Source organism: Paenibacillus phocaeensis, assembly GCF_900021165.1.
GTDB lineage: Bacteria > Bacillota > Bacilli > Paenibacillales > Paenibacillaceae > Fontibacillus > Fontibacillus phocaensis.
This window is the reverse complement of the sequence record NZ_FCOQ01000013.1, coordinates 212,935-237,532: the sequence shown is the minus strand read 5'-3', so window position 1 is coordinate 237,532 and position 24,598 is coordinate 212,935. Positions and strand designations below refer to the sequence as shown.

The window sequence follows — 24,598 nt, the reverse complement described above, 5'->3', positions numbered from 1 at the left end:
GGGGAAAGAGAGCATTCTCTTTCTCCTTCTCCCTTTCAAGGAGAGGAAGCTCTTCCCGGTTTTATACCTATCTTGATGTAGGAGGAAAAACAATGACAGAATATCTGATCCGGCGCTTGCTGCAATCGGTTCTGGTCATTTTTTTGATCACCATCGTCACCTTCCTGCTGATCCATGCGGCACCGGGCGGACCGACCCAAGTCATGCTTGCCCCGGGATTGTCGCCGGAAGCGTTCGAGCAGCAAAAGCGTAATATGGGGCTGGATCAACCGATCCCCGTGCAATATGTCCGGTGGATTGGCGATTTGCTTCAGGGCGATTTGGGATATACGTTCAAAAACCACCTTCCTGTTGGCGATTTGCTGTGGCCGCGGATTGGCAATACGTTAATTCTGATGGGTTCGGCTTGGCTGCTTACCCTTGTAATTGCCCTTCCTTGGGGGATTTACAACAGTACGAAAGAATACGGGTTGTCAGATCAGACGGCTTCTTTTATCTCTTATCTAGGCTTTGCCATGCCGACGTTCTGGTTCGGTATCCTGCTGCAGCAATGGTTATCTCTCGGTCTGGATTGGTTCCCGCTTTCGGACATGCACAGCCGCGGCAAAGAGGGCAGTATCGCCGACTTATTTATGCATTTAGTGCTTCCGGTTACGGTGCTTTCTCTTGGTTTTCTTGCTTCCTATATTAAATACGCTCGAGCTAGTATGTTGGAGGTGTTGGAGCAGGATTACATCCGTACGGCTCGTGCAAAGGGCGTTAAGGAAAGAAAGGTCGTGTTCCGGCACGCCTTGCGTAATGCACTAATCCCGATTATTACGATATTAGGATTGGACTTGCCGCTGCTTGTGGGTGGCGCAGCCCTCACAGAAAATGTGTTTAACTGGCCGGGGATGGGGCGCCTTTACGTCGAGATGGCAACGGCACGGGAATATTCCGTACTGATGGCAATTACGATTGTCACCGCTGTCGTCGTTGTCCTTGGTAGTTTGCTGGCGGACATTCTGTACGCCATTGTAGACCCTCGGGTGAAATTGGGAGGAAAGGGGACGAAGGCCGCATGAGTGATATGAAAGTAACAATATCGCCGAGAACGTCTCCGGACGCGTTAACTCCCGAACCCAATCAAGCGCCTGATCTTAAAGGGACGGCAGCTGTGCCTCCTGCCAAGAAACCCTTGGGCCCTTGGGCCCTGTTATGGAAGAAGTTCTCGCATAATCCCTACGCGATGACCGGATTAGGGGTGTTGCTGATTTTTATTCTGTCCGCCATATTTGCGCCATGGCTTACCAAGTACGATCCGGCAAAGATCGATATGATGTTCCCGAATCTCCCGGCAGGGGCCGAGGGGCATCTGCTCGGTACGGACGAATTGGGGCGTGACGTATTCACGAGGCTTCTGTATAGCGCGAGAGTTTCCTTATTAATCGGTTTTTCCGTGGCCTTGGCTTCTGTCGTGATCGGGTCGATTATCGGTGCGTTGTCCGGTTATTTCGGCGGGTGGATCGATACCATATTTATGCGGATCGTTGACGTGATGAACTCGGTACCTACGTTGTTCCTTAACATCTTGGTGCTTGCGATCTTTGGTTCGGAAATCAAATATATGATCATGATCTTGGCTTTTACCAGCTGGATGAGCATCGCCCGGCTGGTGCGGGGGAACTTCCTTCAATTGCGGGAAATGCAATACGTGGAGGCGGCTCGTGCGATTGGAGTATCCAATACGGGCATCATCTTCCGCCATTTGCTGCGGAACTCGACATTCCCCATTATCGTAAACGCCACGTTGATGGTAGGGGCGGCGATTCTAAGTGAATCGGCCTTGTCCTATCTCGGTTTGGGCATCCAACCGCCGGCAACCAGCTGGGGGCTGATGCTGAGCAATGCGCAGGAATTCATGCTGGTAGATAAAATGCAGGCCGTTTATCCTGGCTTGTGTATCTTGATCGTCGTCCTTGCGGTAAACTTCATCGGCGATGGCATCCGCGATGCGCTGGATCCAAGACAGAATCTGAACAAATCCCGGAGGAGGCTGGCAAAATGGCGGAGAAACTTCTCGAAATCCGGAAACTGACGGCGGGATTCTTGACGGAGAATGGCGTCGTCAAGGCCACGGACCGGATCTCGTTATCCATAAGCAAGGGACAGACGGTATGCCTGGTTGGAGAATCGGGCAGTGGCAAGAGCGTCACCTCGCTCGCGGTCATGCGGCTGATTGACTATGCCGGAGGAATGATCCTGGAGGGGAGCATTTCATTCCGCGGACAGGAGCTGGCCGGCAAGAAGCAGGAAGACATGCGGCGGATTCGCGGCAACCAAATCGCCATGATCTTTCAGGATCCCATGTCGGCACTGAATCCGGTCTTTACCGTAGGGGAACAAATCGCCGAAAGCTTGCGGCTTCATCAGGATAAATCCGCAGATGAGGCCTGGAGCATGGCTGTTGACCTGCTGAGGCTGGTTGGCATCCCTGCCCCGGAGATTCGCGCCAAGCAGTACCCGCACGAATTGTCGGGCGGGATGTGCCAGCGGGTCGTTATTGCCATCGCCTTAGCCTGCAATCCGGAGCTGCTGATCGCCGACGAACCGACGACCGCGCTGGACGTCACGGTGCAGGCGCAAATCCTCGATTTGCTGCGGAAGCTGCAAGCCGAGCTTGGGATGTCCATCCTGCTGATCACGCATGATATGGGCGTGGCTGCGGAAATGGCAGACCGGGTGGCGGTCATGTACGCGGGGGCGATCGTCGAAGAGGGGCCGGTGGAGGACATCTTCAATCAGCCCAGCCACCCGTACACGGTGGGACTGCTCCAATCGATCCCGGGTTTTGAAGGGGAGCGGGGAGGAGAGCTGTATACGATCCAGGGAACCATTCCGCCGATCGGTCAACTGCCAACGGGCTGCCGATTCCATCCTCGCTGCCCGCATGCGGCGGAGGTATGCCGGCAGAAAGAACCGCCGGAATTTATGATCGGAGCAGACCATCGCGCCGCCTGCTGGCTTTACGAGGATAAGCCGGTGCGCACGGGCGAAGACCCCAGCGGCAGAGATGAGGTGAAGCCCGCATGATCACAGATACAGCGAATATTGAAGAGAAGCGATCGGCCGGCTTGAGCACGAGTGAGATATTGGTAGATATCCGCGGGATCAAGAAATATTTCCCGATTCACAAGGGCCTGCTCAGCCGAGTGGTCGGCCAAGTGAAGGCGGTAGACGATGTATCCCTGGCGATTCGCCAAGGGGAAACCTTCGGGCTGGTTGGGGAATCCGGCTGCGGCAAGTCTACCTTAGGGCGCGTTATCCTTCGCCTGCAAGGAGCTACAGAGGGCGAAGTGATGTATCAAGGCCGGGATATTCATGCTTTACGGGGGCAAGAACTGCGGAAACTTCGCGAAGAGATGCAGATCATCTTCCAGGATCCGTTTGGTTCCTTGAACCCGCGCTTTCTGGTCAAAGATATCATCGGGGAGCCCTTGCGCGTGCACCGCAACCTGTCACCCAAGCAGATTGATGCACGGGTTGTCGAATTGATGGAACTGGTCGGATTAGATGCGAGCCGGCGCAATCGATACCCGCACGAATTCTCCGGCGGGCAGCGGCAGCGTATCGGTATTGCCCGGGCAATTGCGCTCAATCCCAAGTTCATCGTGGCGGATGAAGCGGTATCCGCACTCGACGTATCCGTACAATCACAGGTAATCAACCTGTTGATGAAGCTGCAACGGGAATTGGGGTTAACGTTCCTGTTTATCGCCCATGGTCTCAATGTCGTCCGACATATTTCCGATCGGGTTGGAGTGATGTATCTGGGCAAGCTGGTGGAAGTCGGGGAGACGGAGACGTTATTTGCTGCCCCGCTCCATCCGTATACCGCTGCCTTGTTGTCGGCCATTCCGAAGCCGATGCCGGGGCGGAAGCAAGAGCGGATCGTGCTGCAAGGCGACGTCCCATCCCCGGCCAATCCGCCTTCGGGCTGCCGTTTTCACACTCGCTGTCCATTCGCCCAAGAGCGTTGCTCCCAGGTAGAACCGCAGTTGGTAGAGGCAGCCCCGGGTCGTCAGGTGGCCTGTCATTTCCCGCTGCAGCCCGGGACACCGTTGTCCTAAAGCGGCGGCAGCTCTAGCAAACAAGACTACAATAGTTGAAGGGAGAGGTCCAATCTCCGGAAGGAGCGGGCCTCTCTTTTTTTGCCTCCACTTTCCGATTCCAAGCCAGTCTGGTTGATTGACCAGCATCTGCATGTAACGCATTGTTGTACCCGAATTCCCCGATGTGTTATAGTACGAAGCGGTAGAGTTGTTTTTTTGATGAATAAGGATAGACGTAGAAATGAAATGTAGAATCGTCGGAAATAGTAGAATGGTCGAATTAGTAGATGAGCGATGAACTCATAGATGAGAGTGACGAGACAAACCAGAATAGCAATGGAGGCGTAGAACAATGCTTGAACGACAGAAAAGGCAGAAGACGAAACCGAAGACAAATCGCAAGAAAATCGCAGTGATCTCATTGGTCATCCTATTCATCGTCGGAGCGGGGGGATATTTGTTCCGCAAACCCCTTGCCGTAATGGCCTTTGATTTGTTCCTATCGGGCAAGGTCGAGCAGACCTTGGAACGCTCGTATTCTCCGCTTGAAGGGGAAGAAGCGAAACCGGTGGAACCGCAGGATCAGAAGGAACAGAAGATCGAGCCGTTCAGTATGCTGCTGCTCGGGGTGGATCAACGGAAAAATGAGCCGGCCCGCTCGGATACGGTGATTTACGCGGTGGTGCGGCCGGAGGATGCGAAGGTGCTGCTGATCTCTATCCCCCGCGACACCTATACGGAGATCGTTGGCAAGGATAAGGAAGACAAGATCAATCACGCCTATGCTTTTGGCGGAGAGAAGATGGCTAAGGACACCGTAGAGCATTTCATCGGATATCCGGTTGACAACTACGCCGCGATCAATTTTCAGGGTGTACGGGACATTGTGGACGCCCTTGGCGGCGTGGAGCTGCCAATCACGAAGGACATCGTCAATAAACAAGCCGACCATGAGAAGTTTACGATAAAGGCAGGCAAACCGCTGTACGACGGGACCGAGGCGCTCAACTTCGTCCGCTACCGCGAGGACAGCGACTTTAATCGGACGAAGCGGCATCAGGTGTTCTTAAATGCCATGGTCAATCGGATGTTGAAGCTGGATCAAGTGACAAAAATTCCTGAATTAATGAACCTGATGGGCGATAATTTTAAGACGGATTTGCCGCCGAGCCAAATCATTGATTTATCCAAGCAAGTGCTGCTGGGCGATGCGACCCCGCAAATCAGCGGTTTTACGATCATGGGCAAGGGAATGCGGCTCAATGGCATCTACTACGATAAGGCTAACGAGGAAGATGTGGACTTTGCCAAAGAGATGATCGACAACTGGCTGAACCCGGAGACGGAAGCCTCCGCTCTGATTACGCCAGAGTCCCGGGATGCCGAGAAGGCGGAGACCGGGCAAAACAACCCATCGGACAACGGCAACAAACCCGTAGGCAGCAAGAATGAGTGATCTTCGGGCATCATAGTTTAGATTAAACCGATTTATAGAAATCCTTTAGACCTCGGCAGTCCGGTATTCCGGCTGCCGATTTCACGCAGCGCGTCCCGGAACATATCCGGTTTCGAAACGTATCAAATAGGGGAGTCTGAATGAAGGATGAGGAGGATTCTGTTCTCATGAATATAGCGTTTTTTTTGCTTCCGAAAAATGATGTAGTGACGGTGACGCTGGATTCCACTTTACGGCAAACGTTGGAGCGGATGGAGTTTCACCGGTATACGGCGGTGCCGATTATCGACCACGACGGGGCTTATGTCGGCACGGTTACGGAAGGCGATTTATTGTGGCACATGAAAAATTCGAACGGCAGAATCAATTTTGAGACCGCTTCAAAATTTCTGCTGAAGGACGTGCCGCTCAAGATGGATATCAAGCCCGTGCGGATCGACGCCGATATGGAGGACCTGATCAATCTGGCGAAGGTACAGAACTTCGTGCCGGTGGTTGATGACCGGGGCCGGTTTATCGGCATCGTTCGGCGCAGCCAAATTATCGAGTATTGCGAGAAGTTCGTAACCCGAAATACGGCACAGACCCCATAAATCCTATGGGTTTGCGTCTTTTGCCGCAATTGCATTATGCTATAATGAAGAATAAAGCGATTGAAGTAGTGCTTCCAAAGCGGGTTTTGTGCGAAGCTCTCTCGTGGAAGCCTTGCTCACAAAACTTATAGGAGGGTGGAAGCTGTCCGCCATGCATAAGGAAATGGATGTGGCCAAACGTGCCAAGGTGATTGAATGGCTCAAAACGGAAGTAGTCGATCACGTATCCCGTTTGTTTAAGGCATTATGGGAAGGCAGCACGACACGGGTAACGGACAGTCTTGCCAGCCTGATCGTCAGCAGTTATATTTTGGGGCGGAGACTCGGGGTTTCCTATCGGGATATGGATGACAGCATCTTGGAAAAACTGAGAAAACATAAGCAGGAGGGTCACCAGCTCGAGGATTGGTATCAAGATATTTCTACTCTGGAAGAACATATGCGTAAGAGGTGAACCCATTTGAAGTTACGCTGGACATCGGTGGCCTGGAGCGCCGCATATTTGCTGCTCCTGTTGTCACTTGCAACTCCGCTTACCGTGATTACGATGTTTTTTCTGATCGTACCGGGCATCTTGCTGTATACGACTTTATCGACAAGGGCGTTTCTTGTGCACGTGGCGGTGGTCTGGCTGGCAGCTTCGCTGATTTTCGGACCGCTGATTTTGCTGCAGGCCGTGTATTTTATCATTCCTTCCATCATCATGGGCTATCTCTATAAGAAAAGAGGCCCGGCTTTCCGCACGGTGATGGCGGGGGCGGGCACCATTCTGCTGGAATTTTTGCTGATCCTTCTGATCAGTACGGTCTTCTTCGACTTCAATCTGGCCAGCGCGATCGAAGATCTCGTGAATACGGCGATGGCTCCGTTCACGAACGTTGCTGACAGCTCGCTGACGGGCGGGATCGTCTGGTCGCCGGAGATGAGTCAGCAATTCTCCAGCCTGACGGTCCGGATGATTCCGTTTACGATGATCGTCTGCTCCCTCTTGATCGCCGCGGTGGCCCATGCCATCTCCCGGCCGACGTTGTCCAGCTTGGGGCATGCCGTGCCGAAGCTGCCGCCGGTTCGCGATTGGCGCCTGCCGCGTTCGCTGATTTGGTACTATCTGATCGGCGTGCTGTTGCAATGGTTCGGCGGTGAATCCGTAACGCAGGGGTTCATGGGCACGATTTTGCTGAACTTGATGCCGCTGCTGCAATTTCTCTTTATGGTGCAAACGGCAAGCTTCTTCTTCTTTGCGGCCTATCACCGCAAGTGGAATCCGGTGATTCCCATCCTGCTGATCGTGGCGATGTTGTTCATTCCGCCGCTGCGGATCGTGGGGATTCTGGATATTGCGTTTCCGCTGCGGGATATGATTACGAGATCAAGACGATAGGGTGAGAAGGCATGCCTAATATTCTGCAAAAACGTTGGTACGGTTACCAGACCGTATGGATGTTCATGCTTCAGTTGCTGCTCGTCATCTTCGTCTCCTACTTTAACTGGATTTTGGGGCTGGTCTGCTTGTGCCTCGTCGGCGTGCTGACCTACGGCATGCTGCGGGCGGAGCGGCAGTTCCGCAGAGAGCTGATTCGCTATGTGACGGATTTGAACTATCGCATCAAACGGGTGGAAGGCGAAGCGGTCAGCAAGCTGCCGTTCGGCCTGATGCTCTACAGCGAAGAGCGGACGGTCGAATGGCATAACCATTTCGTGACCGGCATGTACGGCAAGGATTCCGTCGTAGGCTTGCCGCTGTCCGAGCTGCTGCCGCAGCTGCCCGCGCCTAGCCGGGATAAGAAGGACGGGGGCGGCGCCCGAACCTCCGTGGAAATGAAGGTTGGGGAGCGGTATTACGAGCTGACCGTGGATGCTAACGAGCGGCTCATTTACATTCACGACATGACGGAGCTGGCCGTGCTGCGCAGCCGGTATGAAGACGAACGGGCCGCGCTCGGCATCGTGCTGCTGGACAATCTGGACGAAGCCACCCAGGGGATGGACGACCAGCAGCGGACCGCGCTGATCGCCCGCGTGGCGACGGCGATCACGGAATGGGCCAAACAGTACCGCGTGTACCTGCGGCGGCTGTCCTCCGAGCGATATCTGATGATTCTGAATCAGAAATCGCTGGACGAACTGGAGCAAAGCCGGTTCGTGATCTTGGACGAGGTCCGCGAGATGACCGCGGACCTGAAGGTGCCGATCACGCTCAGCATCGGCCTCGCGTTTGGTGCCGAGCGCTTCAGCGAGCTGGGCGAACTCGCCCAGTCCAGCTTGGATATGGCGCTCGGCCGCGGGGGCGACCAGGCCGCCGTCAAGGCCGGTCAGCGGTTGTCCTTCTATGGCGGCAAATCCGGCGCCATAGAGAAGCGGACGCGCGTCCGCGCCCGCGTCATCGCGCATGCCCTGCGCGATTTGATGCAGGAGAGCGACCGCGTCATCATCATGGGCCATCGCGTGCCGGACCTCGACGTGATCGGCGCCTCCATCGGCGTGCTGAAGGCCGCCGATATGTACAAGGTCGAGGCCCACATCGTGCTGGATGGCTCGAACCCGGGCATCGAGCGCCTGATGGAGCGCATCGGCAAAGAAGAGGCCCTGGTCCGGCGGTTTATCTCCCCGGAGCAGGCCCTGAATCTGATGACCGAGCACACGCTGCTCGTGCTCGTTGATACGCACAAGGCCTCCATCACGATGGAGCCGCGGTTGGTGGAAGAAGCAAGCCGCGTGGTGGTGGTCGACCACCATCGCCGCGGCGAGGAATTCGTGGCCGATGCGGTGCTCGTCTACCTGGAGCCTTACGCCTCCTCGGCCTGCGAGCTCGTCACCGAGCTGCTGCAGTATATTCACGAGAAGGTGGAGCTCAGCCCGCTGGAAGCCACGACACTGCTGGCGGGCATCACCGTCGATACGAAGCATTTCGCGCTCCATACCGGCTCGCGGACGTTTGAAGCCGCCGCGTTCCTCCGCCGCAACGGGGCAGACACGGTGATGGTGCAGCGGTTGCTGAAGGAAGACCTGCAGGAGTACATCGCCAAGGCCGACATCATCAAGCACGCCCGCATGATTCATGGGCATATCGCCTTGGCGGTGACGGAGGAGAACCGCAAAATTCCGCAGCTGTTGATCGCTCAGGTGGCGGATACGCTGCTGAACATGACCGGCGTCCTGGCTTCGTTCGTCATCAGCGAACGGCCGGATGGCCTGATCGGAATCAGCGCCCGCTCGCTCGGGAGCATGAACGTGCAGGTGGTCATGGAGCGGCTGGGCGGCGGGGGACATTTGACCAATGCAGCGGTTCAGTTGGAAGGAACCCAGGCGGAAGCGGAGAAAAGGCTGCTCGCCGTACTGGATGAAATAGAGAAGGAAGAGGGGTTGTTCGAATGAAAGTGATCTTTTTGAAGGATGTCAAAGGCCAAGGGAAAAAAGGGGAAATCAAAGACGTATCGGAAGGTTATGCGCAGAACTTCCTGATGCCGCGCGGTCTGGTTCGTCCGGCGACGGAAGGCAACGTGAAGACGCTGGAGCAGCAAACGGCGTCCGAGCAGAAGCGTAAGGCTCAAGAGAAGGAAGAGGCGATCCAGCTCGGCAAGAAGCTGGAAGAGATGACCGTGCAGTTGAAGGCGAAAGCCGGCGAAGGCGGCCGCCTGTTCGGTGCGATTACCAGCAAGCAAGTGGCAGAGGCGCTGGAGAAACTCGGCGTGAAGCTGGATAAGCGCAAAATCGAAATGCATGATCCGATCCGGACGCTGGGCGTCACTCAGGTGCCGGTGAAGCTTCATCCGGAAGTGAAATCGACGCTTAAGGTTCACGTCACGGAGGAATAAGATGAGCGGCGATCTGTTTTTTGACCGGATCCCCCCGCAAAACTTAGAAGCCGAGCAAGCGGTACTCGGGGCCGTATTGCTGCAGTCGGAAGCGCTCATCTCCGCGATGGAGCGGGTGCGGACCGAGGATTTCTATGATAAGCCCCATCAGTTGATCTTTGAAGCGATGGTTCAACTGGGCGAGGAAGGCAAGCCGATCGACCTCGTCACGTTAACCGCCAAGCTGAAGGACCGCGGCGAGCTCGAGGAGATCGGCGGCGTCAGCTACTTGGCCAAGCTGGCTCATGCCGTACCAACGGCGGCCAACGTCGATTACTACGCGCGCATTATCGAAGAGAAGTCAATGCTGCGGCGGTTGATCCGTACGGCAACGCAAATCGTCAGCGACGGGTATACCGGCGGCGAAGACGTGGCCGACATGCTCAGCGATGCCGAGCGGCGTATTCTGGAGATTTCCAACCGCCGCTCGGGCAGCGGATTTATTGCGATCCGCGACGTGCTGATGGAAGTGTTCGATCGCGTCGAGATGCTGCACCAGAATCGCGGAACGACGACCGGGATTCCGTCCGGGTTCGTCGACTTGGACCGAATGACGGCGGGATTCCAGCGCAGCGACTTAATTATCGTAGCGGCGCGGCCTTCCGTAGGTAAGACGGCGTTTGCCTTGAATATCGCGCAGAACGTAGCGGTGCGCGCCAAAGAGACCGTGGCGATCTTCAGTCTGGAGATGTCCGCGGCCCAGCTGGTGCAGCGGATGATCTGCGCCGAAGCCAACCTCGACGCCAGCGTGATGCGAACCGGGGACTTCAAGAGCGATGACGATTGGTCGAAGCTAACAATGGGCATCGCCGCCTTGTCGGAGGCGGAGATTTATATCGACGATACCCCGGGGATCACGGTGGCCGATATCCGGGCGAAATGCCGCCGGCTCAAGAAGGAACGCGGCCTGGGCATGATCGTCATCGACTACCTGCAGTTGATCCAGGGCCGGGGCAAACCCGGCGAGAACCGGCAGCAGGAGGTCTCGGAAATCTCCCGGACACTGAAGCAAATCGGCCGGGAGCTGGAAGTGCCGGTCATCGCCTTGTCCCAGTTAAGCCGGGGGGTCGAGCAGCGGCAGGACAAGCGTCCGATGATGTCCGACCTTCGGGAATCCGGATCGATCGAGCAGGACGCCGATATCGTAGCGTTCCTGTACCGGGACGATTATTATAATCAGGAGACCGAGAAGAAGAATATCATCGAGATCATCATCGCCAAGCAGCGGAACGGCCCGGTCGGGACGGTCGAGCTGGTATTCCTCAAGAACTTTAACAAGTTTGCCAATTATGAGCGGGCGCATGCGGATGCGTTTGCCGGCTAAGCGATCTATCTTACGGACAAAAGGATTCATTTTCATAGAAATTGAAAGGGCCCACGGGATACCGTGGACCTTTTTTCGTGCTGCTCGGAAAGCAGGGGATGCGTCATCCATCGTTGCCGGTAAAGAATACGACTTGCAGCAGATTTTTGGCCTTGCTTAGATTGGCCGAATCCAACCGATGAAGCATGTCCTCAATGTCCCGCAACGAATCATCCAGACCATCTCTCGCCACTGTCGCAGGCTGCTTCTCCGCAACTGAAGGCTGCCCCCCCTGGACGGATGTCAGCTCCTCCTTTACCAACGACGTATTTAATATGTCCCTCTGCACCTGGGCGAGGAAAGCCAATTGTTCAGGAGTATATCTGTTTAACAAGGCATGGACGTTCCTCTCTACGTGCTGATGCAGCGCCTGATGAACCTTGGAAACTTCCTTCCCAAAAGGTGTGGTGCGAAACATAATTTTTTTCTTATTGTCAGGCAGATACTCCATTTGAATTATATTCTCTTGGACCAGCCTTCTCGTAATTTTGGAAACGCTCCCCCGGGGAATTCCCAAATGCAAGGATATCCGAATGCCGTTTACCGGCTCCAGCGCAACGATCGCATCAATGACATGAAGCATCATCATAGTTGAACGCTTCAAGAAGGAGATTACCGCAGGGTTATCCGTTTGCTGGAGCATCCAACTTCGCTCTTCATCCACGCCTTCCGTTTGGAAACGTCTCTGCAGTTTATCGGTCGTATCCATAATCTGAATAATTAAATCATCTTTGAATGATTTTGACGGGTTCATGAGCTAATCTCCCTTAGTCATTTTACTATCCCCAGTATAGCAAAAATACCACGAGACCATAAAGTTTCCCGGAAACATAATTGACGTTAAGGAAACAAAGGCGTATATTGATTCCTGTAAACATAAATGTTTCCAGTAAACAAAATAGGGTAAAGGGGAGAAACGATACAATGATACGGGTAAAAAATCACAGAAGCCTGATGTTGATTGGTGTATTCACCGGTTTGATCTTCGCCGAGCTGGATGAAACCGTCGTTTCGACGGCAATGCCGAGCATGATTCGGCAGTTGCATGGACTGGCGTTCTACGGTTGGGTGCCCGGCATTTATATGCTTGCGGCATCGATGTTTATGCCCATTCTGAGTAAACTTGCCGATTTATATGGACGTAAACGCATTTACCTATTCTGTATGGGGCTATTCATTTTGGGATCGCTCATCAGTGGTATGGCTCCCTCAATAGGAGTGCTGCTGACCGGTCGCGGCATTCAGGGCATCGGCGCCGGCGGACTGATGCCGATTGCGCTCGCGATGATCGGCGACGCCTATCCGCTGGAACAAAGGGCCAGAATTCAGAGCCTGATCGGGCCGTTCTTGATTTTGCCCCAGCTATTGGGTCCAACCGTTGGCGGTTATTTCGTAGAACACGTCAGCTGGCACTGGGTATTCTTGATCAATATTCCCGTTGGGGTCATCGCGGCAACGATACTTTCCTTCGGTATGCGCGAATCCCGGGGGAGCGAAAGCAGGAAAATCGATTGGGGAGGAGCAGCCACGCTGATACTCGCCCTCCTTGCCCTGCTGTTGACTCCGGTTCTGGTCGACCATCAAGGATTTACATGGTCGTCCCCAGTGATCGTCGGTCTGCTCTTATTATCCGCACTTTTGATTGTTGGGTTTGTCCGCATCGAATCTAAGGCCAAGGAACCTCTGATTCCGCTACATTTGTTTCGAAACCGCAATATTGTCGTGATGTCTCTGCTTGTGTTCATTTTGATGCTCGGGGCAATGGGCAGCACTTCGGCGTTTCCGCTCTATGCCCAAAATGTGATGGGATTAACGCCAACGGAGGCCGGTTATCTTATGCTGGCTTTTATGGCGGGCGTGGTTCCCTCCAGCCTCCTGAACGGGTTCCTGATTACTAGGCTTCCCTACCGGTCTATATTCATCATCTGTTTCATACTTCCGATCATCAGCTTCTTTCTGTTGTCAAAGCTCGGGATTACCACGACCGTGTTGTACGTCATTGTTACGTTTTTCGTTCTCGGCATAGGGTTTGGCGCGCTGTTCGGCTCAGATAATTTGATCGTGCAGGAATCGGTCGATAAGGAGCATAGCGGCATTGCCCTCGGGACGGTGCAACTGTTCCAATCTCTCGGAACCACGATCGGCCTCAGCGTGTATGGCAGTATGCTCGCCCGGCAGATCGAGGACGGGGTTACCGGGCTTGCGGACCAGCTTCCGGCGGATACGGTTAGTCAAATCGCAAGCGGCGGAATTCCCCAAGACTTGAATTCGGATTTGCTGACCCAAGTGCAGACGGTGTTTGTCGGTGCCTTTCAAAATATTTTTACTGTCTCATTATGGTTTACCGTCGCTGCCTTTTTCCTCTGCTGGTTTCTGAAGAAGGAGGTGTTATCGAAAAAAGAATCCGAATCCGCCATGTGACGAGGATTAAGGCTGCATCTAGGGGAAGGAAACCGGGCTTCAAACGCATTCATGCAATAATTCCGAACATTTGTAAAATGGTACCTTTAAATCGTTCGTTTTTCAATTTGACTTTAAAAATAGACACTGTTAAACTGGTATTGCTGCGTTAAAGCGATGATTAATTGCGATTGAACGGCAGAGATCACGTTGTTAGCGTATACAACAAGTTGGAAATGTTGGATCGGCCTAGGGGTTGCGGGCGGGAGCCATCAACTATGGGAAGGCTGTCTTTTTGTAATGCTTAAATACAGGTGCTTGACGCACCGGGCGGGGGAATGTACATGTCAACGGTAGTCATTGTGGGAACGCAATGGGGAGACGAAGGTAAAGGTAAAATCACGGATTTCTTGGCGGAAAGCGCCGATGTGGTGGCCCGTTATCAAGGCGGCAACAATGCCGGTCACACCATTCTTATCGACGGCAAGAAGTACAAACTCACCTTGATTCCGTCAGGCATCTTCAATCAAAATAAACGTTGTGTGATTGGGAACGGCGTGGTCATTAATCCGGCCGCATTGATCGAAGAGATCAACTATGTGGAGGAGAACGGGTTCAGTGCGAAGAATCTGGTGATCAGCGACCGGGCTCACGTCATTTTGCCGTATCATTTGGTCTTGGATGCTTTGGAGGAAGAGCGCAAGGGCGAGAACAAGATCGGGACGACCCAGAAGGGGATCGGGCCGGCTTATATGGATAAAGCCTCCCGCAGCGGGATTCGGATTGCCGATTTATTGGACGCGGAAGAATTCGAGACGAAGCTGCGCCTGATCATGAAGGAGAAGAACCATCTGATCGAAACCGTCTATGGCGGGCAGCCGCTGGACGTGGAAGAAGTGCTGCAGAAGTATCTGGAGTATGCGGAAATCATTCGTCCGTACGTAGCCGATACGTCGGTGATCTTGAACGACGCGATTGATGCCGGTCAGAAGGTGTTGTTCGAGGGGGCGCAAGGCGTGATGCTCGACATCGACCAAGGCACCTATCCGTTCGTGACGTCGTCCAATCCGTCGGCAGGCGGGGTCTGCAACGGCAGCGGGGTGGGACCTACGAAGATCCACCAGATCATCGGCGTGGCCAAGGCATACACCTCCCGGGTCGGTGACGGTCCGTTCCCAACCGAGCTGTTCGACGAGGTTGGCGACCTGATTCGCGAAACCGGCCACGAGTACGGGACGGTAACCGGGCGTCCGCGCCGGGTAGGCTGGTTCGACAGCGTTGTTGTTCGCCATACGCGCCGCGTCAGCGGGCTGACCGGGCTGTCGCTCAACTCCCTCGATGTGTTGACCGGGCTGAAAACCGTAAAGATCTGCACCGGTTATAAATATCGCGGCGAGATCATTACGCACTACCCGGCCAGTCTGAAGATGCTTGCCGAATGCGAAGCGGTGTACGAAGAAATGCCGGGCTGGTCGGAGGACATCTCCGGTGCGAAAACGCTGGAGGAGCTCCCGGAGACGACCCGCAATTACGTTCGCCGCGTATCCGAGCTGACGGGGGTGCCGATCGCGATCTTCTCAGTTGGACGCAACCGCAGCCAAACCAATCAAGTCTTGCCGATTTACGAGTAACGAAGAATTGTAGACTACGAATCATGCAACGAGCCGCCGATAGAGGATGGAAACATCGCTCTGCCGGCGGTTTCTTTATCTAGATTTGGCCCCTGCTAAGGTTGAAATCGGGTTTCTCCGTCCATACTGGAGGTTGAGAGACTAGATTCTGAGGCCGTAGGAGGACAAAACGATGAAATGGCTCGGATGGATTCTGAAATTATGCATAACGATCGTAGCGGTCAGCCTATTGACCGTTGTCACGACGGGATACATTGTCAATTCGTATATTCAATCGCTCATGAGCAGTTATAACCTGCCGCTTACAGGGCAAGCTCCCAGCGTCGGCGGGATCATGAAGGGAATGCTGGGATTCGGGGGGACCTCCAACCGTGAGAATCAGGCGGAAGGGGGAGCGGCTCAAGGCGATGACGCTGACAAAGTCGACAGGGACTCCGTCGCCGATGCAGACTCGGGTAAAACCGGGGGGAACTTGGGAGACACCTCCGGCACGAGTGAAAAGAATCCTGCCGGTTCGACCGGGAAGACGACGGACAGCAACGGAACTCCGCCAGCTGGGGGTGCGGGCAAGGGTGCGAACGAGACGGATGCGAATGCTGACGCCCCGGAGGATGCCCTGCCGGTCATGGGCGGAATGAGCGGCGGAGATGCGCTGGGCGAGGACCAGCAGGTGGTGGTGACCCCGGACGACCTTGTCGCCAAGAAGGAAGAGCTGCCCGATGCGCAGAAGGAGGAAATCTTCGCCATTCTCATGAAGAAGCTGCCGCAGGGGGAGATGCAAATTTTGACCGAAGCGCTGGAGGGCGGACTGACGGAGACGGAGATGATAAATATCGAGCAGATGTTGTCCAAATATTTGGATAAAACCGAATACGCCAAAGTCATGGAACTGTTAAAAAAATAGCGCTAAATGGCTTGTCGACAGGGAATGTCAGCGTTAACATTCACAGGATTGTAAATTTATAAACTCGGTCAGAGGGCCGCAAAAACCGTGAGAACCCGCTTCGTTAAGCGGGTTGTTTGCATTTTTTTCAAAGTTGAAATCTCCTGTTGGGCTGTGTTAAAGTTAACAATAGCGGCAAAAGGTTAAAATTTTGAAACCATTTTAAGTCGAATCGAGTCGATAAATAAAGGAGATCGGTATGAAAGGTTTTACGGGAAAACGTTGGCAGCTGTGGCGCGGAAATCACACTTCTTCGACGCAAGAGCAACACAGCCGCCCGGAAAACGATTCAGAGACATCCGAACCAGAAACGGGACGGAAGTGGCCCTATCTTCTTAAATCCCGCAAGGTCGCTCTGGCCGGGGCCGCGGTGGTGCTCATTGCCGGTACGGTCTATTTGGCGGGGCAGCAGTACGTCAAGGCCAATACGGTATCCTATTACCGGGTCTACGTTGGCGGGAAGGAAATTGGCACGATCGCGAGCGAATCGCAACTACAAGCTCTGATTGAACGGAAAGAGCAGGAATATAAACAGAAATACCCGGACGTGATCATGGCGGTGAATACCGAGGTAATCACGACGAAACCGGAAGAGGCCTACAAGGCCGAGGTTGACGCAGAGTCAACACTGAACGAGCTGTACGGGATGCTGACGGGATTTGCCAAAGGCGTGGAGCTGAAGGTAGACGGTAAGGTCATTGCCGTTGTGAAAGACCAGGCGGCGGCCCGGGAGGTGCTGGACCGGGTTAAATCGCAATACGCCCCGAATGTGGAGGCCAGCACGCTGGCCGCTAAAGTGAAACGGACCGGCGGCAGCGCGTCGACGGGGGCTAAGACGAAAGCCTCCAGCGCCACCCTGGAAACGGTGGAAATTGCCGAAGAGGTGGCGCAAGGAGAGGTCAAATCCGACCCGAACAAGGTGATGAGTCCCGAGGAAGCGGTACGAAAGATCCTTCAGGGGGACGAGGAAGCCATTCAGTATGAGGTACAGGAAGGGGACACGATCTCGTCGATTGCGGCCCGTTTTGAGGTGACTCAGAAAGAGCTGTTTGCGAACAACCCCGGGATTGAGGAGTTGACGCTGCAGATTGGAACGCTGCTGAATGTGAAGGCGATGCAGCCGGCCCTCACGGTTCGGACGGTGGAGCATGTGATGGAGGAGATCGTCACTGAACCGCAGGTGATCGTCAAGACGAACGCCAGCATGCGGGCGGGGGAGACCAAGGTGATCTCGCCGGGGGCCAGCGGGCTGAAGACAATGGAGTACCGGATTACGAAGGAAAACGGCATGGTCGTGGATGAAGAATGGCTGGGCCAGGAAGTGACGAAGAAATCGTCGCCAAAGATCGTTGTTCGCGGCACGAAGGTCGTGCTGGGCGAAGGAACCGGGCAGTTTGCCTGGCCGGTATCCAGCGCTAAGATGACGAGCAGTTATGGCGAACGCTGGGGGCGGACGCATAAAGGCGTCGATCTGGTGTCCTCGAACCGCAGCATTCTCGCCGCCGATGACGGTGTCGTGTCGTTCGTCGGGACGAAGACAGGCTACGGCAACGTGATCATCATCGACCACAAGAATGGTTATGAAACGCTGTACGGCCATCTGAGCAAGACCAGCGTGAAGAAAGGGCAAGTCGTCGAGAAAGGCGACAAGATCGGCGTCATGGGCAGCACCGGGCGTTCGACCGGCACGCATCTGCATTTCGAGATCCACAAGAACGGAAGTATTCAGAACCCGATGAAGTACCTGTAATTCCTAGACAAACAACCTGGCCCGAGTACCGTCATCCCATGAGGATGAGGCGCTCGGGCCAGGTTGTTTTAAGCCGGACTCCTTTTATTTATCAGCTATGGCCTCCACCAGTTGTTGATCCTTTAACTGATGTTGCCCGGAAACGGCGACCTGTTCACCGGGTTCGATGCCTTCAATGATTTCTTGGTACATTTCGTTCAGGCGCCCGAGCCGTACCGTACGTTTTTCCACCTTGCCTCCGGTAACAACGTAGGCAAAGGTGTCCGATCCCTCGCGGATAATGGCGGTGGTTGGAATCGTTAGTACTTCCTGCTCCGCTTGGTCGGTCAGTTGAAGCTGGACCTTGGTCCCCGGTTTCAAGGCCAGGTCGGCATTGTCCGCCTTCAGCTCGAGGGCGTACGTTCTTTGCTGGGTATCCATAATGTCGGCAAGATAATCGATTCTGGCTTTCATTAAAGAGTCCGGATGATCTGAGGTGTAGAATTGCAACTCGGTTTTGCCCCGGATGAGTTTCGCATGATCTTCGGTAATATTGGCTTTGATCGTGACCGGATTGATTTGCTGGACTTTACCGACGGTCCCGGGGTTTATCGTCATTCCGGCTTCGATTGAAAAATCAGTCAGGATACCGCTAATAGGTGCTGTGACTTTGTAATTTTTCAGCGTCCGGTTTAACTCCTCGATGCCGATTTGCGCCAGTTTAACCTGATCCTTTAACGGTTGCAGGGCGCTCGAATCGCCGGAGTTGGCGAATTGGCCGTTTTTTAAGTTCTCCTGCGCGGTGCGCAGCGAGATTTCCGCCTTCTGCTTTTGCAAAAGCACATCGGCGGGATCCAGTTCAAACAACAGATCCCCCTTGTTGACCAGATCCCCGCGTTTTTTCGGAGCTTTCAGCACATCACCGCCGGCCTTCACGACGATATCGCGCTGTACCGCCGAAGCCACTTCGGCGACGACTTCCTGCGGATCGCCGATGTTTCTTTTCTCGGCCGTGCTCACCTTAACGGTCGGTTTTTGAGACACGCTCAGGTTTTGCGGCGCGGGTTCCTGTTGTTTGGTGCAGCCGGCGGCAATGATTGCGGCCGAGACCAGGAAGATGCCGCCCAGCGCGAGTTTTTTCCATGCTTTGTTATCCATCGACCTCTACTCCTTCCCCGTTGTCATGATGAGATGCTGCTGTTGTTTTCCCGCCCCGATGAAATAACTTGGCGATCCGGTTCTTGGCTGATTCGATCATTTCATAAACTACCGGTACGACAACCAGCGTCAGAATCGTCGACGAGACCAATCCACCGATGACGACAACAGCCATCCCTTTGGAAATAATCGCTCCCCCTTCGGTTAATCCGAGCGCGAGCGGCAGCATCGCCACCATCGTTACCCCGGCTGTCATGATAATCGGCCGAAGGCGCAGGGTGCCGGCTTCCAGAAGCGCATGGCGAACCGAGTAGCCTTCCTGGCGAAGTTGCTGCGTCCGGTCGATCAACAGGATCGCGTTGGTGACGACGATACCGATCAGCATCATAAAGCCGATCAGCGATGTAATGCTGAGGGCTTCCCCGGTCAACAGCAAGCCGAGCAAGCCGCCGATTACCGCCAGCGGGAGCGAGAACAAGATGGCAAACGGCGCGCTGGTATTCCCGAAGGACAGTACCATAATCAAATAGACAACGAAGACGGCGACGGCCATGGCAACGAACAGCTGCGAGAAGCTCTCGCCGATATCCTCATTGATCCCACCGATTTCGCGCGTTACCCCATCTGGAAGTTCAACCTTGTTAAGGGCTTGTGCAACCTGTGCGCTGACTCCCCCTTTATTTTCGCTGTTGATCTTGGCCGTGATCGAGATCACCTGCTCTTGATCGTTTCGGCTGATGCTCGCGGCGGCATCGATCAGTTCCAGCTTGGCGATCTCCTCCAGGTATACAAGGGTTCCGTTCGCCGTTTGGAAGGGGATCTCCCCCAGCTTGGCCAAGGTATCCTTATCGGATTTGTCCAATTCCAACGTGGTCGTATAAGTCACGTTATCCAGCTTTAGCTCGCCGAGGTCGGCTTTCATCAGCCAACTGGCCACGGTTTGTTGAACGGTTGATGCATTAAGCCCGTATTGCTGCGCTTTCGTTTGGGCAACCTCGATTTCCAGCTCTTTTTTAGCGTCGCTAAGGGAATCCGAAATTTCGCTAAGCTGCGGAAATTCCTTCAAGCGTTCTTTCAATAGCGTTGCAGCTTCCTTCAGTCGGTTCAAATCTTCCCCTTTTAAGGAGTACTGGAAATCCGTAGTTCCCCCGGTACTGCCTTGCAGCGAATAAACCTCCAATTCCGAGCCTTGGGGAAGCTCCGCCAGCAGGAGGTTCTTGTATCGTTCCTGCACCTGTTTTGTATCGCTGCCTTCGGTAACTTCCGTAAAAATCTGTGCTCTGTAAGGAGTCGCCTCGACTGGGCCGATACCGGACGAGCCGCCGAATCCGACCAGCGATTCGATAAATGTAAACTGGGACTCTCCGCCGGTATCCTTGGCGCTCTTCAGGATATCTTCCATGTCCCTTACTTTGGAATCCATCGTTTCCAGGGAAGTTTCGTAAGGCATTTTTACGGAAAAATAAAACGCCCGCGGAGGTTCGTCTTCCGGAATCAGGGTGACCGACAGGAACGGAACGGAGCCTATAATGGATCCGATAAATAAAAGTCCTGCGGAGAGCAAGGTTTTTATCGGGTTGCGGAGCGTCCACTCCGACACCTTGCGGTAAGTGGTGAGAATGCGGCCCGTCTTCTGCTCCTCGTGTTTGATTTTCGCGCCGCGCAGCACCAGCAGTTTTGCCAGCATCGGAATGACCGTCAGCGCTACCAGCAACGAGGCCAACATCGCGCAAACCAACGTAATCGCAAACGGGCGGAACAGTTGGCCGGCAATGCCGCTAACCATGCCAAGCGGGGCGAACACGCCAACCGTCGTCAGCGTGGAGGAGGTGATGGCGGAACCGACCTCGAGCGTCGCCTGTTTAATCACCGATTCGCCGCGCTCTTGCGTCTTTTGCAGATGGGAGTAAATATTCTCGATCACGACGATACTGTCGTCCACCACGCGTCCGATCGCAATAAACATCCCGCCCAGCGTCAAAATGTTTAGCGAGATATCCATATAGTTCATGACGAGCAGCGTGATTAAGATCGACAGCGGGATCGAGACCAGGACGATTATCGTCATGCGAATGTTCCGCAAAAACAACAAAATCATCAGCGCGGCCAACAGCGCCCCGGTGAGGCCTTCGTGGAGCATGCCCGAAATCGAGGTGCTGACCTCCACCGACATATCGTAAATCGTTTTGAATTGAATATTCGGCTCCTGGTTATGCCAATTTTCCAGCTGTTGATTGATCGCTTGGGCAAACTCTACCGCGTTGGCATCGCTTGTTTTATATAACTGGATGCCGATGGCCGGGTTGCCGTCCACCCGGGCGACGAAATCGGATTCCGAAATCGATTCGATCTTGCCGATTTGCCCCAGGCGCACGCTTGTACCGTAGGGGGTTGCGAGTTCCAGGTTCTCTAAAGCGTACACGCTGTTGGTATCGCTCTTTACCCGGGCCATTAAAGAATTTCCGTCGATCTTAACCTCGCCGGTAGGCAAAGAGGTGAGGTTCTGACGCACCAGATTGGAAACCAGCGGAGGCGTGAGGCCATAAGCATTGAGCTGACCCGCATCCAGCTTGATGCTCAGCGTTGTTTCGCGAGCTCCGATTTCGTCCATATGGTCAAATCCCGGGGTTGCCTCCAGTCCGGGTTTGATTTCTTTTTGGTACCATTGGTCCAGTTCCGCCTGGCTCATTCCGTTATCCGCGGAAATCGCCAAATAGTAGGCGGGGACGGACGCAAACCCAAATGTCGATACTTTGGGAGTGGACGCCGAATCGGGGAGGTCCACGTCCTGGAGCAAGCTTTCGAGATCTTGCTTCTTCTTCTCCGTGTCGGTATTTTCCTTTAGGTTGACGATGATCATGGAGAAATTGTCGCTTGATGTGGAATCAAGTGACGTGACCCCTTCCGCATTGGCTAATTTCTTCTCCAGGGGTTTCGTCACGAGCTCCATGACATCGTTTGGAGATCCGACATACTGTACGGTGACCACCACAACGGGGATGGACATGTCCGGCATGACTTCCGTTTTCAGTTTTCCAGCAGCGTACAGCCCTCCGCCGAACAGCATTAGGATAATAATGATGACGGCCCCTATATTTTTCATGGAGAAGCTGGTTAGTTTGTTCATGGCAATCCTCCTATCTCAGGACAGATTACCTAATGAATGTGAACTGAATGTGAATGAAGGGAATCATCCGTTACGGCTTGAAGCTGTGATAGGGCAAGATCACCTTGAGTTCCGTGCCCATGCCGGGTTGGCTGTGGACTTCGATGTATCCATGGTGCAAGTCGACGATCTTTTTGACGATCGCCAGCCCGAGGCCGTTGCCGTTCTGGAGCCGGTTCCTTGACCGGTCCGCCTTGTAAAATCTTTCGAAAATGTGATTTTGGTCCTCCAGAGGGATGCCGATGCCCGTGTCCTGGATTTTCACCGAAACATGCTGGACGCCTTGAGCGATAGACACGGCGATCCTTCCTCCCTCGGGCGTGAAACGAATGCTGTTCCCTAACAAATTGATCCAAACTTGATTTAACTGATCCCGGTCGCCGAAAATTTGGGAGATCGGCAAATTCAGATCGACGGTGATCTTCTTGGCGGACCATTGGGGCTCGAAGGACACGGCAACCTGGCGAATTTGCTCATCAAGCCGGAACGATTCGGGATGGAAGGGATGGTGCGTGGATTCGAGAGAGGCGAGTCTCAGCAAATTCTCGCTCATTCGCGACATCCGCTCACTCTCGGAAATGATGATCTCCAAATAGCGGTTCCGCGCTTCATCGCTGACCTGTTCTTCTCTCAGCGCTTTGGCAAAACCGCGTATTGAAGTTAGCGGCGACTGAATCTCGTGAGACACGTTGGACACGAAGTCCTGCCGCATCTGTTCAAGTTTCCGGAGCTGCTTGCGCATTTCGTCAAAGCTTTGGACCAGAACGCCAAGCTCATCCTTGCGCCTTACTTTCAAATCCGCGCTAAAATCCCCCCTGGCCATCCGCCGGGTGGCTTCTGTCATTTTACGCAGCGGTTGAATGAGAAAGGCGGCTTCCAATACAAAAAACAAGCTTCCGGCAACCATTAAAATGGCGATCATCGTTATAATAATTCCGCTGAGCGAATCGCTGATTTGCAATCTTTCATCCGTTTGGATGAACAAGGCGTACCCCTGTCCTTGATATTTAAAATTCAGACCGACAAACAGATTTCCATCCTGGGTGTTCCCGCGTACGATATCGCCCCGCTGCGCCCGTCTGATCTCGTCCTCGCCAATCGAGACCCCGGGTTTTGCGCCGTACTTCTCAGCGTTGAATTGGGGATCGTAAATTTGAATACTGCTGCCGTTCATCAAATCCTTGATATCTTCCATTAGCAAAGCTCGATTCTCAAAACCGACCCGATCGAAGATGCGGATCAGACTTTGCCCTGTAGTAATTAAACCATTTTGCATTTGTTCCCGTATCGATTTTTCATAGAGATAACCCGTAATCATGGCCGAAGCGAGCAGACTGATCAAGATCGCAACAAAGAACATCATCACAATCCGGATGTAGAGGGATTTGATCATGTTCTCACCGTCAGACGATAGCCAAGTCCGTAAACCGTTTCGATGTGAAATGGCGGATCGGCCTTCGTTCCTTTGGAGAAGCGTTCCCGCAACCTTTTGACATGTACGTCAACCGTGCGGTCATCGCCGCCGTACCCAGCCCCCCAAATTTGCTCGATCAACTGTTCGCGGGTGAAAATTTGCCCGGGATAGCTGCCGAGTTTAAACAGCAGCTCAAATTCCTTCGGCGGCAGAGCAAACTCCTCGTCATCCCGGGTGACTTTATAGGTATGGCGGTTCAGCCATACGTTTCCGAGTCGGATGTTCTGGGATACGGCGATCTTATACCGCTTGAGCAGCGCTTTGACGCGCACGACCAACTCCAGCGGATCAAACGGTTTGACCAGATAATCGTCGGCACCGAGGCCGAACCCCTTGACTTTCTGACCCGTTTCCCCTTTGGCGGTGACCATGAGCAGGGGCGTGTCCGGGTATAGCCGCCGCAGCTCGCTGCATAATTCCCAGCCGTCCATGACCGGCATCATAATATCGAACACGACTAAATCGGCACGGGTTTGCTCCATCTTCTCCAGCGCTTCGGTGCCGTTATCGGCTTGAATGAGGGTAAATCCTTCCTTAGCCAAATATAGACACATCAATTCGCGTATATTGGGATCGTCGTCCACGATTAATAATGCAGCCATTTCAATAAGGTCCTCCTTGTGATGTCTCTCTAGGATTTTACCAGTTGGTAGAAGAGACAAGCAATACGCGTGATTTTCGGGGATTTGGGCAATGGCTGATGCGGCGTCAGATATGGTAAGATAGAGGGAGCATTAGCC

The 24,598-nt window shown here is 54.0% G+C and carries 20 protein-coding genes; 15 read left to right on the top strand and 5 right to left on the bottom strand.

The window, feature by feature from the left end; translation table 11 throughout:
* The first annotated feature begins 92 nt into the window (after positions 1–92).
* From BN3795_RS08530 to dnaB, 11 genes are all read left to right on the top strand, one after another.
* On the top strand, positions 93–1,064 hold the full coding sequence (locus BN3795_RS08530; protein ID WP_068784281.1) for an ABC transporter permease: 972 nt from the start codon (positions 93–95) through the stop codon (positions 1,062–1,064).
* Complete coding sequence (locus BN3795_RS08525; RefSeq protein WP_110945085.1) at positions 1,061–2,077, top strand: ABC transporter permease; 1,017 nt, start codon at positions 1,061–1,063, stop codon at positions 2,075–2,077. Before BN3795_RS08530 ends, BN3795_RS08525 begins: the two co-directional genes overlap by 4 nt.
* Positions 2,044–3,072, top strand: coding sequence for an ABC transporter ATP-binding protein (locus tag BN3795_RS08520; protein ID WP_068784280.1), 1,029 nt, complete (start codon positions 2,044–2,046; stop codon positions 3,070–3,072). The genes BN3795_RS08525 and BN3795_RS08520 overlap by 34 nt, the downstream gene beginning before the upstream one ends.
* On the top strand, positions 3,069–4,109 hold the full coding sequence (locus tag BN3795_RS08515; protein WP_068784279.1) for an ABC transporter ATP-binding protein: 1,041 nt from the start codon (positions 3,069–3,071) through the stop codon (positions 4,107–4,109). Before BN3795_RS08520 ends, BN3795_RS08515 begins: the two co-directional genes overlap by 4 nt.
* A 334-nt stretch (positions 4,110–4,443) precedes the next feature.
* Positions 4,444–5,547: an LCP family protein gene (locus BN3795_RS08510; protein WP_068784278.1), complete on the top strand. Its 1,104-nt coding sequence runs from the start codon at positions 4,444–4,446 to the stop codon at positions 5,545–5,547.
* 167 nt (positions 5,548–5,714) lie between these two features.
* Entirely contained in the window at positions 5,715–6,140 is a 426-nt protein-coding gene (locus BN3795_RS08505) for a CBS domain-containing protein (protein ID WP_068784329.1), read from the top strand.
* Between the two features lie 151 nt (positions 6,141–6,291).
* A complete protein-coding gene (locus BN3795_RS08500; protein ID WP_068784277.1) occupies positions 6,292–6,594 on the top strand; it encodes a MazG-like family protein in 303 nt (100 codons plus the stop codon).
* 6 nt (positions 6,595–6,600) lie between these two features.
* On the top strand, positions 6,601–7,521 hold the full coding sequence (locus BN3795_RS08495; RefSeq protein ID WP_068784276.1) for a DUF2232 domain-containing protein: 921 nt from the start codon (positions 6,601–6,603) through the stop codon (positions 7,519–7,521).
* A gap of 11 nt (positions 7,522–7,532) precedes the next feature.
* The gene (locus BN3795_RS08490; protein WP_068784275.1) at positions 7,533–9,515 is read left to right on the top strand and encodes a DHH family phosphoesterase; all 1,983 of its coding nucleotides are present in this window, start codon (positions 7,533–7,535) and stop codon (positions 9,513–9,515) included.
* The gene (gene rplI / locus BN3795_RS08485) at positions 9,512–9,955 is read left to right on the top strand and encodes a 50S ribosomal protein L9 (protein ID WP_068784274.1); all 444 of its coding nucleotides are present in this window, start codon (positions 9,512–9,514) and stop codon (positions 9,953–9,955) included. The genes BN3795_RS08490 and rplI overlap by 4 nt, the downstream gene beginning before the upstream one ends.
* A gap of 1 nt (position 9,956) precedes the next feature.
* A complete protein-coding gene (gene dnaB, locus BN3795_RS08480) occupies positions 9,957–11,318 on the top strand; it encodes a replicative DNA helicase (RefSeq protein WP_068784273.1) in 1,362 nt (453 codons plus the stop codon).
* Between the two features lie 103 nt (positions 11,319–11,421).
* On the opposite strand, the gene BN3795_RS08475 is transcribed toward dnaB, so the two are convergent.
* Complete coding sequence (locus BN3795_RS08475; RefSeq protein ID WP_068784272.1) at positions 11,422–12,111, bottom strand: helix-turn-helix domain-containing protein; 690 nt, start codon at positions 12,109–12,111, stop codon at positions 11,422–11,424.
* A 170-nt stretch (positions 12,112–12,281) separates the two neighbouring features.
* Here BN3795_RS08475 and BN3795_RS08470 point away from each other — a divergent pair, with 170 nt between their 5' ends.
* The 4 genes from BN3795_RS08470 (at position 12,282) to BN3795_RS08455 (ending at position 18,081) form a co-directional block, all read left to right on the top strand.
* Complete coding sequence (locus BN3795_RS08470; RefSeq protein ID WP_068784271.1) at positions 12,282–13,778, top strand: MDR family MFS transporter; 1,497 nt, start codon at positions 12,282–12,284, stop codon at positions 13,776–13,778.
* A gap of 323 nt (positions 13,779–14,101) precedes the next feature.
* The gene (locus BN3795_RS08465; RefSeq protein WP_068784270.1) at positions 14,102–15,388 is read left to right on the top strand and encodes an adenylosuccinate synthase; all 1,287 of its coding nucleotides are present in this window, start codon (positions 14,102–14,104) and stop codon (positions 15,386–15,388) included.
* Between the two features lie 172 nt (positions 15,389–15,560).
* On the top strand, positions 15,561–16,292 hold the full coding sequence (locus BN3795_RS08460) for a hypothetical protein (protein WP_068784269.1): 732 nt from the start codon (positions 15,561–15,563) through the stop codon (positions 16,290–16,292).
* Between the two features lie 238 nt (positions 16,293–16,530).
* Entirely contained in the window at positions 16,531–18,081 is a 1,551-nt protein-coding gene (locus BN3795_RS08455; RefSeq protein WP_068784268.1) for a M23 family metallopeptidase, read from the top strand.
* Between the two features lie 84 nt (positions 18,082–18,165).
* Here BN3795_RS08455 and BN3795_RS08450 read toward each other — a convergent pair whose 3' ends face one another.
* The 4 genes from BN3795_RS08450 to BN3795_RS08435 all read right to left on the bottom strand — a co-directional run bounded on the left by BN3795_RS08450 (position 18,166) and on the right by BN3795_RS08435 (position 24,460).
* The gene (locus BN3795_RS08450; protein WP_068784267.1) at positions 18,166–19,218 is read right to left on the bottom strand and encodes an efflux RND transporter periplasmic adaptor subunit; all 1,053 of its coding nucleotides are present in this window, start codon (positions 19,216–19,218) and stop codon (positions 18,166–18,168) included.
* Positions 19,211–22,345 (bottom strand): efflux RND transporter permease subunit, encoded by a 3,135-nt coding sequence (locus tag BN3795_RS08445; RefSeq protein ID WP_068784266.1) that lies wholly within the window; start codon positions 22,343–22,345, stop codon positions 19,211–19,213. The genes BN3795_RS08450 and BN3795_RS08445 overlap by 8 nt, the downstream gene beginning before the upstream one ends.
* 70 nt (positions 22,346–22,415) lie before the next feature.
* Entirely contained in the window at positions 22,416–23,777 is a 1,362-nt protein-coding gene (locus BN3795_RS08440; protein WP_068784265.1) for a sensor histidine kinase, read from the bottom strand.
* Positions 23,774–24,460: a response regulator transcription factor gene (locus BN3795_RS08435; protein WP_068784264.1), complete on the bottom strand. Its 687-nt coding sequence runs from the start codon at positions 24,458–24,460 to the stop codon at positions 23,774–23,776. The genes BN3795_RS08440 and BN3795_RS08435 overlap by 4 nt, the downstream gene beginning before the upstream one ends.
* Between the last annotated feature and the right edge of the window lie 138 nt (positions 24,461–24,598).